We start from the raw sequence: 14632 nt of genomic DNA on the forward strand, positions 1-14632 counted from the left end.
CGGAATATGCCGGAGACGCGGATAGAAGCGGTAGACCGATCCTGCAAGCTTCTTGCACGATCCTGCAAAACTGCCTGCTTCACGATTGCGACATATGCCTCCCTGATAGATTATTACTGTATTCCATCTCATCCGAAGCGGATCATCCATGACGTCACTGACCGACACCTATGAGGAGCTGGCCGCTCTTGCGGAGCGTTTTACCGCAAAGGACGGTGAATACCGTACGCCAATCGAAGGTCTGGGGATAAGCAGGCGGACGACGCCGAGCATACCGTGCCACAGCAGCTATCGTCCCTGCCTCGCCATGGTGCTGCAAGGCGCAAAGTCGCTGCGCCTCGGTTCCGAAACGATCAACTACACCAAGGGCGAATATCTGGTGACGTCGCTGGACCTGCCGGTCACATGGCGGGTGGTCGAGGCGAGCCCGGAAGCGCCGCATCTGTGTCTCGCTCTCGCCATCGACAGCGAGAAACTGACCGACCTGATCGGACGTGTCGATGTTCGCAGACGGATGATGACCGATGGCGATCAATGGGGGATCACCGTCAATGCCGCGCCCGCGGGTTTGCTGGATGCGGTCTTGCGCCTGCTGCGCCTTCTCGACAATCCTGACGACATTCCCGTGATGGCGCCCCTGATCGAGGAGGAAATCCTCTATCGCCTTCTGACAGGCCCCGGCGGCGAGCGACTGATCAACATCGCCACCGCCGACAGCCAGGCCAACCGTATAGCGCGAGCCATCGCCTGGCTTCGCCAGAACTTTGCCGCGCCATTGCGGATCGAACAGCTCGCCGAGCACGTCAATATGAGCGCGTCATCGTTTCATCATCATTTCAAGGCGATCACGGCGATGACGCCGGTTCAGTATCAAAAGCAGCTTCGCCTGAACGAAGCGCGCAGGCTGATGCTGGTCGAGCGGCTGGATGCCGGTACGGCGGGCCATCGCGTGGGGTATCAGAGCCCGTCGCAGTTCAGCCGGGAATACAGCCGCTTCTATGGAAACCCGCCCATGCGCGACATCGAAGCAGCCTGAATGGCAAAACGGCGGAACTTTCGTTCCGCCGTTCTCTAAAGAACATCCCAAAAAATGTGAAACGGTTTTCGGAAAAGATGCACGTCAAAACAAAGAGATAGAACGCCGATCTGATCCAATCAGATCGGCGTTCTATTGTCAGTGGGTCTGGCTGTTGCGGACCGTTGCAACATCCGCCGCCTTCACCGCCCCTGCGCTGTTGCCCCATGCGGAGCGAACGAAGGTGGCCAGTTCTGCAACCTCGTCGTCGGAGAGGAGGTCGGCATAGCCTTGCATCACAAGACGCATCGGACGCTTCGCCGTGGACGGAACCTCGGCACCGTGCAGGATGATCGAGATCAGCGGCTTCATTTCCGAACCTGTCACCAGATCATTACCGGCAAGCTCGGGGAAGATTCCCGGCGCGCCCCTGCCCGTCACGAAATGGCAGGCAGCACAGTTGTCGATGTAGAGGCGCGCGCCAAGCGGCATATCCGGGGAAGCATCCGTCAGCATCTTTGTCGTTGCTTCACCGGCGGCATCAGCCGGAGCGGCTGGCAACGCCTTGGACGCCTTCACGGCAAAGTCCTGCGGCACTTCAACGGCAGCACCGTCAATTCCCTTCAGGAATGCAGCGATTGCCAAATTGTCGGCATCGGTGAGATGCTGCAGCGAATGTTCGACCGCGAGGCCCATTTCGCCATTGGCCGTGGAGTAGGAATTGCGGCCTGTCGCGAGATAGGTGGCCAGTTCCTCGATCGACCACTTCTGCGGAGCGGAATTTGCGCCGCGCAGCGACGGTGCGTTCCAGCCATCGACGACACCGCCGGTGAGGAAATCCTTGTCGCCCGCCTGCGTGCCGCTCTGCGCCATCAGCGGATTGCGCGGGCTGTGGCAGGCGGCGCAGTGAGCCGGGCCCTCGACCAGATACTGGCCGCGGTCCTGCGCTTCCGACTTGCCGGCGGCCTTGAAGCCCGCTTCCTGACCGAGAGCCAGCCAGTTCCATGCACGAATGCCGAAACGCATGTTGAACGGGAAGCCGAGCTTGGTTTCCTGAACGACATTGTTCACCGGCTCCACCTGATGCATGAAGTAATCATACAGAGCGCGGACATCTTCCTCGGTCAGCTTGCGATAGTTCTCGTAAGGCATTGCCGGATAGAGATGCGAGCCATCGGCACGAATGCCGTCATAGAGAGCGGCGCGGAACTGGTCGAGCGTCCAGTTTCCGATGCCGGTTTCCTTGTCCGGGGTGATGTTGGTCGTCCAGATCGTGCCCATCGGGCTTGCAATCGGGCGTCCACCGGCAAAAGGCTTGCCGCCTTCCGCCGTGTGACAAGCCATGCAGTCTGATGCGTACATGACATACTGGCCCTGCCCTTCGGCGGGTTTCCAGTCCGCGGCCAGTTCCTTGGTCGGTTTGGTGAGCTGTACCGGCACGAAGATGAAGGCCAGCAGCGCGACAATCCCGATGACGACGAGAGCGCCGATTATGCGAAGAAAAGTTTTCATCACCATTCTCCTCAGATCAGCGGACGCGGATTGGACAGGTATTGCGTGCGGATCGCATGCGCGGTCGAATAGGCAAGCCCGCCGAGAAGCCCCGTCGGATTATACTGCGTATTCTGCACGAAATTACCCGCGCCGGTCAGGAACACATTGTGCTTGTCCCATGCCTGCGAATAGCGGTTGACCACGCCCTCACGCGGATTTTCCGACATGATATGGCCACCCGTATTGTGCGTCGTCTGGTATGGGCGCACGTCATATTGCGCGCCTTCCTTCTTGAAGGACGACTGCATCAGGTCCGGATTCATCGTCTTGGCCAGCGCTTCCATTTTGGTCTTCATGTACTGGGTCATCCGGATATCGTTCGGATTCCAGTTGAAGGTCATGCGCATAAGCGGACGGCCATGGCGGTCCTTGTAGGTCGGGTCCAGATCGAGATGGTTTGTCCGGTAGGACATATGCGAGCCATGGCTGCCGATCGACATGGAATGGCCGTACCATTCGGCAATGGCCTTTTTCCACGCGCCACCCCAGGCCGGCGTACCGGATGGGAGCGACATGCTGCGGATCGGCTGGCCGTTGGTCTGGCCCGCGCGCCAGTACGAACCGCCGATGAAGCCTTCCCGTCCGAAGTCGATCTGGTTGACGCCGAAATCATCGATGCACATGCCGTTCGCGCCGGTGCCGATGAACGGATTGAACTCTTCATCCTTGAAGAAGAGCGTCACGCCGCCATTCATCTGGTAGGCATAGTTGCGCCCGGTGACGCCCTCGCCCGTTACCGGATCGTATGGCTGGCCAATGCCCGAAAGCAGCGCCAGATGCACGTTGTTGAGCGAGAAGGACGCAAGGATGACGATATCGGCGGGCTGGAAGACTTCCTCCTGCGTCGCCTCGTCGAAATAGGTCACGCCCGTGGCGGTCTTGCCGTCCGGCGCCATCTCGACGCGCAGAACTTCCGACTCCGTGCGATAGGAGAAGTTCGGCATGCGCTTCAGCGCATCAAGAATTGCCGTCTGCGGCGACGACTTGGAATACTGGTAGCAGCCGAAACGCTCGCAGAAGCCGCAGTGATTGCACGGCCCCATCTGCATGCCATATTCGTTGACGTAGGCGGTCGAGGCAATGCCGCCCGGCGATGGGAACGGGTGATACCCCATGCCCTGGGCCGCGTCGGCAAATTTCCGTCCGTCCCAAGTCGTGTGCATCGGCGGCATCGGATAGTCATTGGAACGCCAACCCTCGAACGGATTGCCGCCTTCAACGACCTTTCCCTTGAGATTGCCCGCCTTGCCGGAAATGCCCGCGACGCGCTCGAAACGGTCGAAGAAGGGCTCCAGTTCGTCATAGTGGATCGGGTAATCGCCGAGAAGCATGTCTTCGGGAATGATCTGCTCGCCCCAGCGTTCCTTTACGTAGGAGCGCAGGCGCAGTTCTTCCGGCTGCGGACGCCAGTTCAGGCCGTTCCAGTGCGTGCCCGCACCGCCGACACCGTTGCCGGGCAGAAACGAGCCGAAGCTGCGATAGGGCAATGCAACTTCGTCGGCGTTGCGGCGGATCGTGACGGTCTGCTGGCTGGCGCGCTGCATCATCTTCAGGCGCACGCCGTATTTCAGCTCGTCGATCATGTTGGGATATTTGAAATCCGGGACCGTGTTCTGGTCATGCCCGCGCTCAAGCGCGACGATCTCAAGCCCTTCCTGCGCCAGTTCCATGGACAGAATGGCTCCGGTCCAGCCGAGGCCGACCACAACCACGTCTTTTTTCTTTTCCTGACGTGCCATTGTTAAGCCCTTTCGCCCTTGATCGAAACCGGGCCCAGCGGGTAGCGGACGTTGTAGCGTTCGACCCATTCCTTGTAGCTGCCGCGCGCACCGGGGAAGCCGATATAGCTCCACGCCTGCATGCCGTGATTGCCCCCATACATCGGATCGGCGAAATAGCCTTCCTTGGTGTTCTGCAAGAGAAGCGTGAAGAAGTCGCGCAGTTCAGGCTGCAAACCGACCTCCCCTTTCTGGAGCGAGGTCAGCGCCGCATCCTGCTGTTCCGCCGTCAGGGCGGAGAAAGCCGCGCCGTACTTCTGCTCGCACCATGCGTTGAACGCAGGAATGCCCTGCCGGTAAATCTGCGCCGGGTTGAGCGGCGTCTGCCAGCCGCGCGTCGGATCTGCGGACGGATCGTGGGGGCCGACCATGTACCAGTCATCCGCGCGGCCGAAATCGCCGGCGAGCTGGAGATCGATGAATACGGGAACACGGGCTTCGATGGCGCCGGGGCCGTCGCCTTCGGACGGTATCAGTCTTGCCGTCGCGGCAAGAACGAAGGCCCATTCGAGTTCATTGAAATACTGGCGTTCATATTGTTCGAGTGGAACCGGGGGAGTTTGCGGTTCCGCTTTTGCTGAGACAGCGAGCCCTGAAAGCATCACGCTTGCCGCGGAGGCTTTCAGAAAACTGCGACGACTCGGATATCCGGGGAGGTCGGTCATTGTCGTTTCCTGCCGATTAGGTGGGTAAGACTTTTTGAGGTGTTTCCGAGAAAATTCCACGATACGCAGACGAGAAACATACACGCTGGATACACATACCTCCAGAATAGTTCAAATATCTTGTACCCTAGTTGTGCATAACTATGCTCGGTTCTCCATAAAACCGTGGACTCGGCCCGTTCGGGAAAGCCCCGCAGATGACCAAAAACCGGCTTGATGAAGCCGGTTCATGCGTCATTTTCACAATCACGTGAATGCAAGACTTGCCCACCGAATATTGCCCTGCAACGCGCTCCACCCGCTTCGGCAGGCAGAATTCACTTTGCCAGCCCGGAACCGGCACAGGCTTTTCACGTTGAAAGCGGTGGCTGAAAGAGGCCATTATGGTGCTGTCGTGGTCTCCGCACGACGGGAGTGAAACGAAGGAAGGTCAGAAAAATGAAGGCACGCACAGCGACCGTCGGTGATCTTGAGAGCGTTTTTCATGACCTTTCGAGGCGCATGGCAATCGAATACATCGCCGCGGGCAAGGATACCAAAGCCGCCTATGACAACCTGATGATGAACCTGCGGGAAGGCCGTGCACATGCCTTGCTGCAAAACGACAAGGTGGTGGCAATCATCGCGTGGCACGAGGCGGACGGCGCTACCGACACGCTCTTTGCGGCGAAGGAAGAGTTCTTCAGCCGCAACACCGTGCGCTTCTGCAAGCACCATATCCGGCAGATTCAGGCGCTGGCAGGCGATTTGCCAGTCCATTCGCGAAGCTGGCTCGACCGTTCGGACATCGTGAAATGGTTCCGGATCATCGGTTATGAGGAAAAGGGCACTGAAAACGGTGCCCGGCTTTTCGAACTGCCCGCCCCCAATGACGCAATAGTCTCTGCATGATTTTCGCCACCGGCGCAATTCCGGTGGCACCCGAGGCAAAAGCAAAATCCGACTGCAAAGCCGTCAAACTTGAGAAGTCTGTTCCTTGATGGAGAAGAGTTCGTGGCTCACCATCACGGCATGGACACGAACTATATCTATATCGTCATCGCCCTGCTTCCGTTTCTGCTCTGGAGCACGATTATCGTCATGCTGTCGGAACTGGATGTCGACGCCGGTTCTGCGGATGGGGAGAGCATGAGCGATGATCGCCCGACCGACGACCAGATGGCGGATGTCGTCACCATTCCCTACGGCCTGATCTTCCCGCTTTATTATCATACACCGACCGTATCACGCGAAATCGGTTGACCTCGATCCGGACGCGGGACGGTTCGCAACCGCCATTCCGGCGTTCTGCCGCCCTCGCCTAACCCATTAATTGCATCAAGACGTCAATTTCTCCCGCGCTTTTAACCTATTCCTGACGATCAGCCGTTATCTGAAGGGTTGTTCAGAGCCGATCGGGGGAAATCATGGCTTGGAAATTTATGCTTGCAAGTACCGTCCTTGCTGTAGCCCGGACGATGCCACGGGTATTCGTCGCACCGAAAGGACCGGCCGTGGTCTCCGACAATGCGATGGAAATGGAACTGAAACCTGCGCCAATCAATCCTGACTGGGTGCTGGATGGCAATCCGCAGGCCCGTTCCAGCGAGCAATCGGCAAGCAATGATGGAGCCGCCTACACCGCCATCTGGGATTGCACCGCAGGCACCTTCCGCTGGTATTTCGGCTGGGACGAGACCGTCTATATACTTGAGGGCGAAGTCCACGTCACCGATACGGACGGCGGCACCCGCACCTTGCGGGCGGGCGATGTTGCCTATTTCCGCGGCGGCACATGGGCAACCTGGAAAATCGACAACTATCTGCGGAAGGTCGCCTTCATGCGGCGAACTTTGCCCGCACCGGCTTCATTCATTTACCGGGCAAGCGACGCCGCGAAACGCCGGCTGGGACGCCGGAAGAGCGGTGCCCTTAACTAATTGCGCCTTCGCGGACCTCGCCCACCAGATTGACGGGAAGCCTCACTTTTCATTATAAATCCACGATGGCTTTCGCCATACGTGATGGGAATGGGGTTCTCCCGAAACCGCCGGCAACTGGCTGATGACTCCTGCTTGAATTGAAACAGGAGAAGAGCGCGCCGCAATCGCCCTCGAAGCAGTATCTGATCAAGCTTCGAGATGCAGGGAGTGAGCCTCTATCCATTATTGAATGGACACAAAACAATGCAAGCAACCCTCATTGTGGCGCTCGGCGGAGCGGTCGGAAGCGTTGCGCGATATTGGCTGGCTCTTTTGATGCTGCCGATAAGCCGCCAACTTCCCTGGGGCACCATCGTCATCAATATTATCGGCTCGTTTGCAATCTCGTTCTTCGGCGCGCTGACGCTGGAACAAGGCCGCTTTCCTGTACCAGAAATCTGGCGCATCGCCTTCATGATCGGCGTGTGCGGCGGCTTCACCACCTTTTCGTCGTTCAGCCTGCAGACAATGGACCTCCTCCGCACCGGACAGCCGGGCAAGGCGCTTTTCAATATCGGTTTTTCAGTCGTACTGTGCCTCATCGCCGTATGGCTCGGGCTGCTTGCCGCCGAACGATTGAATAGCGGTATCGAACAGGTCGCGCAGAATGCGATCGAAGAAGAAGCTTCCTGAGCGTTTTCAGCTGCGTCACATCCTTAAGCCGGTTTCCAGGCTTTGTCAGCTATCGAAACCACGAACTCGCGCATGACAGCGCGGGCCGCCCACGGACGATACCATCTGGGAGAAGATAGTCTCGCAATGCGGAATTATTACTCCCACGATGAGCATTCCCACAGTGTAAAATGAACTACTGGCACAATACTTTGCTTCATGGTATTATTGAAAGATATTTATATTTTAGGATTAACGAATATGGAATTTGAAACATTCTCCGTTATCCAATCTATTGCGTTACTTGCGGTGGTCATAGTGATAATGTTCATGATTTTTATTGGCATCAACACCAATGGGACATTGTGAATATTTTCGGATCACTTTCGCAAAGCTGCCGATCCGATATTGCGTGCTTGACCGCAACAAATGCCTGCACGTAACAACACGTGTGTACAGCCTCGACCACGGGCGGCACGCTTGATCTGGGAAACGTGGATGGGGACTGGCGGAGGGGGTGGGATTCGAACCCACGGTACGATCTCTCGCACGCCGGTTTTCAAGACCGGTGCCTTAAACCGCTCGGCCACCCCTCCAAGGTGATTGATTGGATATGCTTTCTCAAAAATAGAAAAGCAGAAACCGGAGCAGGCTCCTGATTTGCGACCAATCGCTCAGCGAGTGACTTCTTAGCAGTTTTTCTTTTCACGTCAACGTGCGCTGTTTCATTTGCCAGCATTCTGAACATCAGAGAATAAAACAGCAGCAAGCTTCAGCGACAACAGCTCGATCCGCCGCTCAAAACGCAACTTTCGATATCGACGCCATGGCCGTGGCGTGAATGCGCGCTAGGTTCTAGCGGGCAGCCTCTGTTATTTCGGCAGAATTCCAACACGGAGAAATCCCATGCAGCACGAAATCCGCGAAAATATGGAAGTCATCGGCGCCGATGGCGTGCATGTCGGCACAGTCGACCACATTGAAGATAATCGCATAAAGCTGAAAAAGACCGATAATTCCGGTCTCCACGCCGACCATCACCATTATATCGAACTCGGCTTCGTTGCCGACGTCGAAGGCGACAAGGTAAGACTGTCCGCCAACGCAAATGTCGCGGTGACACTGGAAGAAGAAGATTCCGGTCGCCCGGTCGATCTCTGAAACGGGCCTCAAGCCAGCCATAACACGGAGCCGCTGGTTGCCGTGTTATGGAACGTCCCGTTGCGCTTCCCATCATCATCTTTGGACGTTGTTGCAGATCCCGACGGCGATCTGATAGTAATTCCATGCCAAAACGCCGCAAGGAAACAACCGGACTTGTCCTTTGCCATATTGCGGCTTAAACTTGAGTTTCATAATCAGAATAAGAAGATGGGAAGCTATGAGTCTGGATTCCGTAAAGGCCTTTTTTGCTGCCAAAGCGCCTGAAATCGAAGTGATCGAACTGCCGACCAGCACCGCCACCGTTGTTCTCGCCGCCGAAGCGCACGGCGTGGAACCGGGCCAGATCGCCAAGACGCTTTCCTTTTCCGCCAAGGACCAGACCATTCTCATCGTCACCCGCGGCGATGCGCGTATCGATAATCGCAAGTTCAAGGATCAGTTTGGAACCAAGCCCCGCATGCTGGATGCGGAAACTGTCCTTGCCGAAACCAGCCATCCGGTCGGCGGCGTGTGCCCATTCGGTCTGCCAAGCGCCCTGCCCGTCTATTGCGATGTGTCGCTAAAGAGCTTCGAGGAAGTCGTGCCTGCGGCCGGGGCTACCAATAGCGCCGTGCGCATCGCTCCGCACAAAATGGCTGAACTCGTCAGCGCAGAGTGGATAGATGTCTGTCAGTGAGACATTTACAGCGTGTCTGGGAGGAACTCGCAGTTAATTGATGCCGGCAACAACTTTTCCCCTTTAAAGGTGAGAAAAGACTTCATATATTTTAAGAATGATTCTAAAGTGGGTTAAGAAACAGATACCCTTCTTTAGCGCATGATCCGATCGAGCCTTGAACCTTTCCGGATTACCAATGCGACAAGACCAGAATTTCGAAGCAGTTCCGAAACAGGGATGGACCGTTTTCGGTTGGAACTGCGAACCCAAGGATTGGAGCATCATCTACCTCTGCATGGAGGTGCATTGCTCCGAGACGTGTTGAAAGGAACAGTGATGCGTCTTACCCGCCAGACGAATTATGCCGTTCGTATGCTCATGTACTGCGCAGCCAATGACGGCAAGCTTAGCCGCATTCCGGAAATTGCGCGCGCCTACGGCGTTTCTGAACTGTTTTTGTTCAAGATTCTTCAGCCTCTCGTCGAGCATGGGCTGGTGGAAACGGTGCGCGGCCGTAATGGCGGCGTGCGGCTTGGACGTGCGGCGCAGGACATTTCGCTGTTCGACGTCGTGCGGGTGACGGAAGAAAACTTCGCCATGGCGGAGTGCTTCGAAAATGATGCCACGGAATGCCCGCTGGTTGACAGCTGTGCTTTGAACTCGGCGCTGCGCGAAGCGCTCAATGCGTTCTTCGCCGTGCTGATGAAGTACAGCATTGCAGACCTCGTCAAGGCGCGCCCGAATGTGCGGCACCTGCTCGGTCTCGACGAAATGGACGAAGCGCGTGTAGCGAGCTGAGAGTTCCCTGCAAGGTGTGAAACGAAAAGTCCGGCTTTATGCCGGACTTTTTTATTCTGCGGCTGCGCGATAAGCCGATTGCGGCAGGACAAAAGGTACGCCCTTTTCCGGCGGAACGCCCACGCGCAATGTGCATTCATAGACACGTTCGAGCCGCTCGTCGGTCAACGCTTCGTGTGGCGTGCCCATAATATCGAGCTTGCCCTTGTTCATCACCGCAATACGGTCGGCGAACATGGCAGTCAGGTTGAGATCGTGCAGGATCGCGATCACCCCGCCGCCCGCTGCCGCAAAATCCTTCGCAATCTCCATCACCATGATCTGATGCCGGATATCGAGGCTTGAAATCGGCTCGTCCAGAAACAGATAACGCGCCTTCCCGTCCACGACCGGCTTCCAGACCTGACATAAGACACGGGCGAACTGAACGCGCTGCTGCTCTCCGCCGGAAAGCTCCTGATAAAGCCGCCCGCCGAAGCCGCCAAGATCGACCTTCTGCAAGGCGAGATCGGGCAACCGCTTTTCTTCCTCGCGAGAAACACCGCTATAGCCGCCGGTGAGCCCGATCTTCACGATCTCGCGAACCGTGAAAGGAAATGACAGGGCACTGGCCTGCGGCAGCACTGCCCGGCGCGCCGCCATCTGCCACGGCTTGATTTCGGCGAAGGACCTGCCGTCCAGACAGGCAGTCCCTGTGTATGCAATGTCCCCCGAAAGCGCACGCAACAGCGTGGACTTGCCCGAACCGTTCGGCCCGACGATTGCAGTCACCTCACCCGGCTTCGCGGAAAAGGCAATGTCGCTGATGATGATCTTGCCCGAGAGGCTTACGCCCAATGAATTTGTTTCGATCATGATAACCTCACAGATCAAGCAGACCGCGCTGGCGCAGCAATATCCAGAGGAAGAACGGCGCGCCGAAGAGCGCCGTGATGATGCCGATCGGCAGTTCCGCCGGAGCGACAATCGTGCGGCTCACGGCGTCCGCCAGAAGCAGAAGGGTCGCACCCAGCAAGGCGGATTCCGGCAGGAGATAGCGGTGATCCGGGCCTATGCTGAGGCGCAGCATATGCGGCACAACGATGCCGATAAAGCCGATCCCGCCAGCTACCGCGACCGTCGCGCCGGTGGCGGCAGCGACCGTGACGATGGCGATGTTCTTGATGCGCTGCACCTTGATGCCGAGATGGCCAGCGGCAGCTTCTCCAAGAGCCAGCGCATTGAGGCCGCGCGCAAGAAGCGGCGAAACAATCAGGATAATGGCGATGACCGGCCCCGCAGCGCCGATTTTCGCCCAGGTGGAGCCCGCAAGCGAGCCAAGGCCCCAGAATGTCAGGTCGCGTAGCTGGCGGTCGTCGGCCAGATAGATAAGTCCACCGGTCGCCGCGCCTGCCAGCGCCCCCAGTGCAATGCCTGCCAGCAGCATCGTCGCAACAGAGGTTCTGCCCCTCCGCGTCGCTACACGATAGAGCAGAAAAGTGCTGCACAGCCCACCGAGAAATGCGGCCAGCGGCAGCGCATAGACGCCGAGAATTGCGATGACAGGCGCAAGAACGGTGCCGCCGAGAACGATCATGGCTACCGCGCCGAGTCCTGCACCGGCAGACACACCGACAAGCGCAGGATCGGCAAGCGGATTGCGGAAAAGGCCCTGCATCACCGCACCGGAAACAGCGAGCCCCGCTCCTATCAGCATCCCCATGACGACACGCGGCAAACGGATTTCCATGATAATCAGATGATCGCGGCGAAATGCATCCGCGCCTTCGGCTGCACCGGAGGTCAATGTGCGCAGAACCGAGAGCACGGATGCATCCGAAGCGCCAGCCGTGAGGCTGAACAATGCTGCCATGCATAGAGCAACTGCAAGCAGCAGGATGGTGAGCCGCGCGCGTGCTGCCCGATCACCCACCACACCATCTGTATCGTTTGCTGAATGACGCGCTACAAAACGCTGTTCGCGCGCCACGCGACCCTGGATCGTCATTTCCAATAATCCTTGCATCGGGCTCGCGCTTGAACCGCGCAAGCCCGACCTTGTTACTGCCCCGCAGGAGCGCCATAGAGTTTTGCCGACAGGTCACGGATGGCAGCGCCGGTCCGAGGCCCAAAACCCAACAGATAGGACGCCTCCATCGAAACGATGTTGCCGTTACGACCCGCCGGTGTTGCCGCGATAACCGGGTTTTTCATGAGCGTTTCCGGCATCATCCCATCCGCGCCTGTATCCATGATCAGGATCATGTCGGGCGCGGCCTTCTCAACGGCCTCGTCGGTGAGCTGCTTATACCCGTGATATTCGGAAATGACGTTTTCGCCACCAGCAAGCTTGATCATGCCATCCGCCGCGGTGCCGGTGCCCGATGCCATCATGCGCCCGCCGGGAGCCGACAGGACGAAAAGCACACGCTTGCGCGAACTGTGGCCAGTTGCAGCCTTTTCAGCCGTTTCGATATCGCGCGAAACTTCGGCAGCAAGCGTCCCGGCCTTGTCTTCCAGACCGAGAGCCTTGCCCACGATCTCGATTTTCCTGACGACGCTTTCGCCGGTGAAGGCTTCCGGTACGACGATCATCGGCACGGACGCTTTTTTCAGGACATCGAGCGTGTCCTGCGGACCGCTGCCCTCCAGGAGCAGAATGCCGGTCGGATTGACCGAAAGCACGCCTTCGGGCGCGAGCTGGCGCATATATCCTATGTCGGGCAGCTTCTTCACCGTATCGGGATAAACGCTCGTCTGGTCACGCCCGGCGAGCATATCTTCCGCGCCGAGGGCGAAAACTATTTCCGTCAGCGATCCGCCGACGGAGACGATGCGCGACGTATCGGTGAAACGATCGACAGTCTCGGCGCGCGCAGCACCGGTCGCAAGCGACAATACGAGGGCGACAAGGGCGGCTCCGCACCTGAAGTGCGAGGAAATGAACGACATTGCCGTCACCCTAAGCAGCAGACGACTGCGGCAGGCGCGGAAGATTTTCCACGATCATGCGCCAATCGGCCAATTCCGCTTCGCCTTCATGACGCTCACCGAAAAACTGAACGATCAATTCGCTCCTGGCATCATAAGCTTCGAGCGAGGTCACATGCCCGTCCTTCGTCGGCTTGCGCACAACCCACACGTCAGCAATGTGATCGAGGCGCAGATGCATATGGAAGGTCGGGTCAAGCACGTTCAGCCACGGCCCCATCATCTTGATCTCATGGATCGGCCCCGTGTGGATCTGGATGCAGCCGCGGCTACCGACAAAACACATGATCGGGAGCTTTTCCTGCACTGCGTGGTTCATCATGGCTTCGACCGACGACGTATCGACCTGCCACGCGAAATCATGACCGGCAAGATGCACGGCCTGATGGCGGTCCACGCCAAAATCCTTCAGCAAGCCGACAAACTGATGCACGTCGGTAAGAGCACCCCAACGCTCGCGGAATGCGTCGAGATCGAGAAGCGATATGTCCGCCTTTGGTCCCTTTGGCGCAAGAGCGCTGGTCTCGATGGAAGGTGACTGATCGTCCAGCAGCAAATCGGCGACAAGCGCCTCATAGGCTTCAACGTCGGATGCCGGGCGCAGATGAATCTTGAAGACTGCCTCGCCCGTGGAGTCGAAGAACTGCAGGCTGCGACGCGTTGCTTCACCATCCTGCTTGGCAACGGCGAAACCGTGAACCCAATGTTTCGGGAAAATGCGAAGATCGATTTCCTTGCCGAGCGCCAGCGAGGCGTGCGGCCCCCAAATCGTCTTTTCGAAGGGACCGATCTTTTCATGGACCACGCTTTCATTGCGCGTCAGCGCCATGATTTCACCGACAGCTCCAATGCGGTTCAACAGCGTTTCAACGTCGACGCGAATACGCCGCGCCGAAATCGACACGGTCTCGGGCTGTCCGCAATGCGCTGCTACAAAATCGGCTTCTGATATATCGAGGCTCTGCGCAAAATCGCGTTCGCGCATTTTCGGATTATCAGCCCGTGCCTTGAGAATCTCCTCTGGGGAGGACTTGGTATGGATCGTCATCTGATGGTTGCCTACTTGTTTAGGATGAGCTTGCCTTGGCGGGTGATCTTCAGGCGATAGAGCGAGCCGCCGTGCTCTATGCCCACTTCCCGGGAGCCGTCGAACAGTTCGCGGCTGCCATAGGTTTTCAGTTGCGGCTCAAGCGCGCTCTTGCCGAAGCAGGGTTTTATCTGAGCCGGGACAGATCCGTTTGAATCGCCTCTGAGCTGGCTTTCAGGAATGCGATTTGCAGTTCTTTCGGAAACGGGTCCGCGCGGTAACCGCACCTGCATGTCGATATGGATTCGCCTGTTCATTTTCTCGCCTCAGCATCGACTTTCCACACGGTGATGACAGCAAATTTGTTTTGTTGACATCAATGGTCATGTTTATTAATCACTGCATTACTGGATTAAACGAGTCAAGTTTA

16 protein-coding genes, 1 tRNA gene and 1 riboswitch are annotated in these 14632 nt (G+C 57.6%); of the genes, 8 read left to right on the plus strand and 9 right to left on the minus strand.

Features of this window, described 5'->3' with window-relative positions; all coding sequences use genetic code 11:
* Positions 1 to 148 precede the first annotated feature (148 nt).
* Positions 149 to 1036, plus strand: a complete 888-nt coding sequence (locus tag J9800_RS01770) for an AraC family transcriptional regulator (protein WP_112587725.1) — start codon at positions 149 to 151, stop codon at positions 1034 to 1036.
* Between the two features lie 138 nt (positions 1037 to 1174).
* Here the strand turns inward: J9800_RS01770 and J9800_RS01775 are convergent, their stop codons facing one another.
* Genes J9800_RS01775 through J9800_RS01785 form a run of 3 tightly spaced genes read right to left on the minus strand, consistent with a single transcriptional unit; the run spans position 1175 to position 5012 of the window.
* On the minus strand, positions 1175 to 2527 hold the full coding sequence (locus J9800_RS01775) for a cytochrome c (RefSeq protein WP_210845391.1): 1353 nt from the start codon (positions 2525 to 2527) through the stop codon (positions 1175 to 1177).
* An 11-nt stretch (positions 2528 to 2538) separates the two neighbouring features.
* A complete protein-coding gene (locus J9800_RS01780; protein ID WP_114214937.1) occupies positions 2539 to 4308 on the minus strand; it encodes a GMC family oxidoreductase in 1770 nt (589 codons plus the stop codon).
* 2 nt (positions 4309 to 4310) lie between these two features.
* The gene (locus J9800_RS01785; protein WP_114214936.1) at positions 4311 to 5012 is read right to left on the minus strand and encodes a gluconate 2-dehydrogenase subunit 3 family protein; all 702 of its coding nucleotides are present in this window, start codon (positions 5010 to 5012) and stop codon (positions 4311 to 4313) included.
* A gap of 438 nt (positions 5013 to 5450) precedes the next feature.
* Here J9800_RS01785 and J9800_RS01790 point away from each other — a divergent pair, with 438 nt between their 5' ends.
* The 4 genes from J9800_RS01790 to crcB all read left to right on the plus strand — a co-directional run bounded on the left by J9800_RS01790 (position 5451) and on the right by crcB (position 7606).
* A complete protein-coding gene (locus tag J9800_RS01790) occupies positions 5451 to 5903 on the plus strand; it encodes a hypothetical protein (RefSeq protein WP_114214935.1) in 453 nt (150 codons plus the stop codon).
* A 102-nt stretch (positions 5904 to 6005) separates the two neighbouring features.
* Positions 6006 to 6254: a hypothetical protein gene (locus tag J9800_RS01795; protein ID WP_114214934.1), complete on the plus strand. Its 249-nt coding sequence runs from the start codon at positions 6006 to 6008 to the stop codon at positions 6252 to 6254.
* Positions 6255 to 6418: 164 nt separating this feature from the next.
* Positions 6419 to 6931: a cupin domain-containing protein gene (locus tag J9800_RS01800; protein WP_114214933.1), complete on the plus strand. Its 513-nt coding sequence runs from the start codon at positions 6419 to 6421 to the stop codon at positions 6929 to 6931.
* 77 nt (positions 6932 to 7008) lie between these two features.
* Positions 7009 to 7072, plus strand: a riboswitch (Fluoride riboswitch).
* A gap of 105 nt (positions 7073 to 7177) precedes the next feature.
* Positions 7178 to 7606 carry a fluoride efflux transporter CrcB gene (gene crcB, locus J9800_RS01805; protein WP_112587710.1) on the plus strand — a complete coding sequence of 143 codons (429 nt, stop codon included), beginning with the start codon at positions 7178 to 7180 and terminating at the stop codon, positions 7604 to 7606.
* A gap of 485 nt (positions 7607 to 8091) precedes the next feature.
* Here the strand turns inward: crcB and J9800_RS01810 are convergent.
* A tRNA-Ser gene (locus tag J9800_RS01810) sits at positions 8092 to 8181 on the minus strand.
* Between the two features lie 310 nt (positions 8182 to 8491).
* Here J9800_RS01810 and J9800_RS01815 point away from each other — a divergent pair.
* The 3 genes from J9800_RS01815 to rirA all read left to right on the plus strand — a co-directional run bounded on the left by J9800_RS01815 (position 8492) and on the right by rirA (position 10205).
* Complete coding sequence (locus tag J9800_RS01815; protein WP_112587688.1) at positions 8492 to 8746, plus strand: DUF2171 domain-containing protein; 255 nt, start codon at positions 8492 to 8494, stop codon at positions 8744 to 8746.
* Between the two features lie 220 nt (positions 8747 to 8966).
* On the plus strand, positions 8967 to 9425 hold the full coding sequence (locus J9800_RS01820) for a YbaK/EbsC family protein (RefSeq protein ID WP_109986614.1): 459 nt from the start codon (positions 8967 to 8969) through the stop codon (positions 9423 to 9425).
* 318 nt (positions 9426 to 9743) lie between these two features.
* A complete protein-coding gene (gene rirA, locus J9800_RS01825) occupies positions 9744 to 10205 on the plus strand; it encodes an iron-responsive transcriptional regulator RirA (protein WP_114214932.1) in 462 nt (153 codons plus the stop codon).
* Positions 10206 to 10256: 51 nt separating this feature from the next.
* Here rirA and J9800_RS01830 read toward each other — a convergent pair whose 3' ends face one another.
* The 5 genes from J9800_RS01830 to hemP are packed head-to-tail and all read right to left on the minus strand — an operon-like array spanning position 10257 to position 14393.
* Entirely contained in the window at positions 10257 to 11060 is an 804-nt protein-coding gene (locus J9800_RS01830; RefSeq protein WP_114214931.1) for a heme ABC transporter ATP-binding protein, read from the minus strand.
* Between the two features lie 7 nt (positions 11061 to 11067).
* Positions 11068 to 12192, minus strand: a complete 1125-nt coding sequence (locus J9800_RS01835) for a FecCD family ABC transporter permease (RefSeq protein WP_114214930.1) — start codon at positions 12190 to 12192, stop codon at positions 11068 to 11070.
* Between the two features lie 53 nt (positions 12193 to 12245).
* The gene (locus tag J9800_RS01840) at positions 12246 to 13136 is read right to left on the minus strand and encodes a heme/hemin ABC transporter substrate-binding protein (RefSeq protein ID WP_114214929.1); all 891 of its coding nucleotides are present in this window, start codon (positions 13134 to 13136) and stop codon (positions 12246 to 12248) included.
* A gap of 10 nt (positions 13137 to 13146) precedes the next feature.
* A complete protein-coding gene (locus tag J9800_RS01845; protein ID WP_114214928.1) occupies positions 13147 to 14223 on the minus strand; it encodes a hemin-degrading factor in 1077 nt (358 codons plus the stop codon).
* 11 nt (positions 14224 to 14234) lie between these two features.
* A complete protein-coding gene (hemP, locus tag J9800_RS21995) occupies positions 14235 to 14393 on the minus strand; it encodes a hemin uptake protein HemP (RefSeq protein WP_286167449.1) in 159 nt (52 codons plus the stop codon).
* Positions 14394 to 14632: the final 239 nt, after the last annotated feature.

The organism is Ochrobactrum sp. AP1BH01-1 (assembly GCF_018066705.1).
In the GTDB taxonomy this organism is placed as follows: domain Bacteria; phylum Pseudomonadota; class Alphaproteobacteria; order Rhizobiales; family Rhizobiaceae; genus Brucella.

What these genes read in the sequence shown, in the direction of transcription:
- J9800_RS01770 (WP_112587725.1), top strand. Translation starts at nt 149, where the DNA reads ATGACGTCACTGACCGACACCTATGAGGAGCTGGCCGCTCTTGCGGAG.
- J9800_RS01775 (WP_210845391.1), bottom strand. Translation starts at nt 2,527, where the DNA reads ATGAAAACTTTTCTTCGCATAATCGGCGCTCTCGTCGTCATCGGGATT.
- J9800_RS01780 (WP_114214937.1), bottom strand. Translation starts at nt 4,308, where the DNA reads ATGGCACGTCAGGAAAAGAAAAAAGACGTGGTTGTGGTCGGCCTCGGC.
- J9800_RS01785 (WP_114214936.1), bottom strand. Translation starts at nt 5,012, where the DNA reads ATGACCGACCTCCCCGGATATCCGAGTCGTCGCAGTTTTCTGAAAGCC.
- J9800_RS01790 (WP_114214935.1), top strand. Translation starts at nt 5,451, where the DNA reads ATGAAGGCACGCACAGCGACCGTCGGTGATCTTGAGAGCGTTTTTCAT.
- J9800_RS01800 (WP_114214933.1), top strand. Translation starts at nt 6,419, where the DNA reads ATGGCTTGGAAATTTATGCTTGCAAGTACCGTCCTTGCTGTAGCCCGG.
- crcB (WP_112587710.1), top strand. Translation starts at nt 7,178, where the DNA reads ATGCAAGCAACCCTCATTGTGGCGCTCGGCGGAGCGGTCGGAAGCGTT.
- J9800_RS01815 (WP_112587688.1), top strand. Translation starts at nt 8,492, where the DNA reads ATGCAGCACGAAATCCGCGAAAATATGGAAGTCATCGGCGCCGATGGC.
- J9800_RS01820 (WP_109986614.1), top strand. Translation starts at nt 8,967, where the DNA reads ATGAGTCTGGATTCCGTAAAGGCCTTTTTTGCTGCCAAAGCGCCTGAA.
- rirA (WP_114214932.1), top strand. Translation starts at nt 9,744, where the DNA reads ATGCGTCTTACCCGCCAGACGAATTATGCCGTTCGTATGCTCATGTAC.
- J9800_RS01830 (WP_114214931.1), bottom strand. Translation starts at nt 11,060, where the DNA reads ATGATCGAAACAAATTCATTGGGCGTAAGCCTCTCGGGCAAGATCATC.
- J9800_RS01835 (WP_114214930.1), bottom strand. Translation starts at nt 12,192, where the DNA reads ATGACGATCCAGGGTCGCGTGGCGCGCGAACAGCGTTTTGTAGCGCGT.
- J9800_RS01840 (WP_114214929.1), bottom strand. Translation starts at nt 13,136, where the DNA reads ATGTCGTTCATTTCCTCGCACTTCAGGTGCGGAGCCGCCCTTGTCGCC.
- J9800_RS01845 (WP_114214928.1), bottom strand. Translation starts at nt 14,223, where the DNA reads ATGACGATCCATACCAAGTCCTCCCCAGAGGAGATTCTCAAGGCACGG.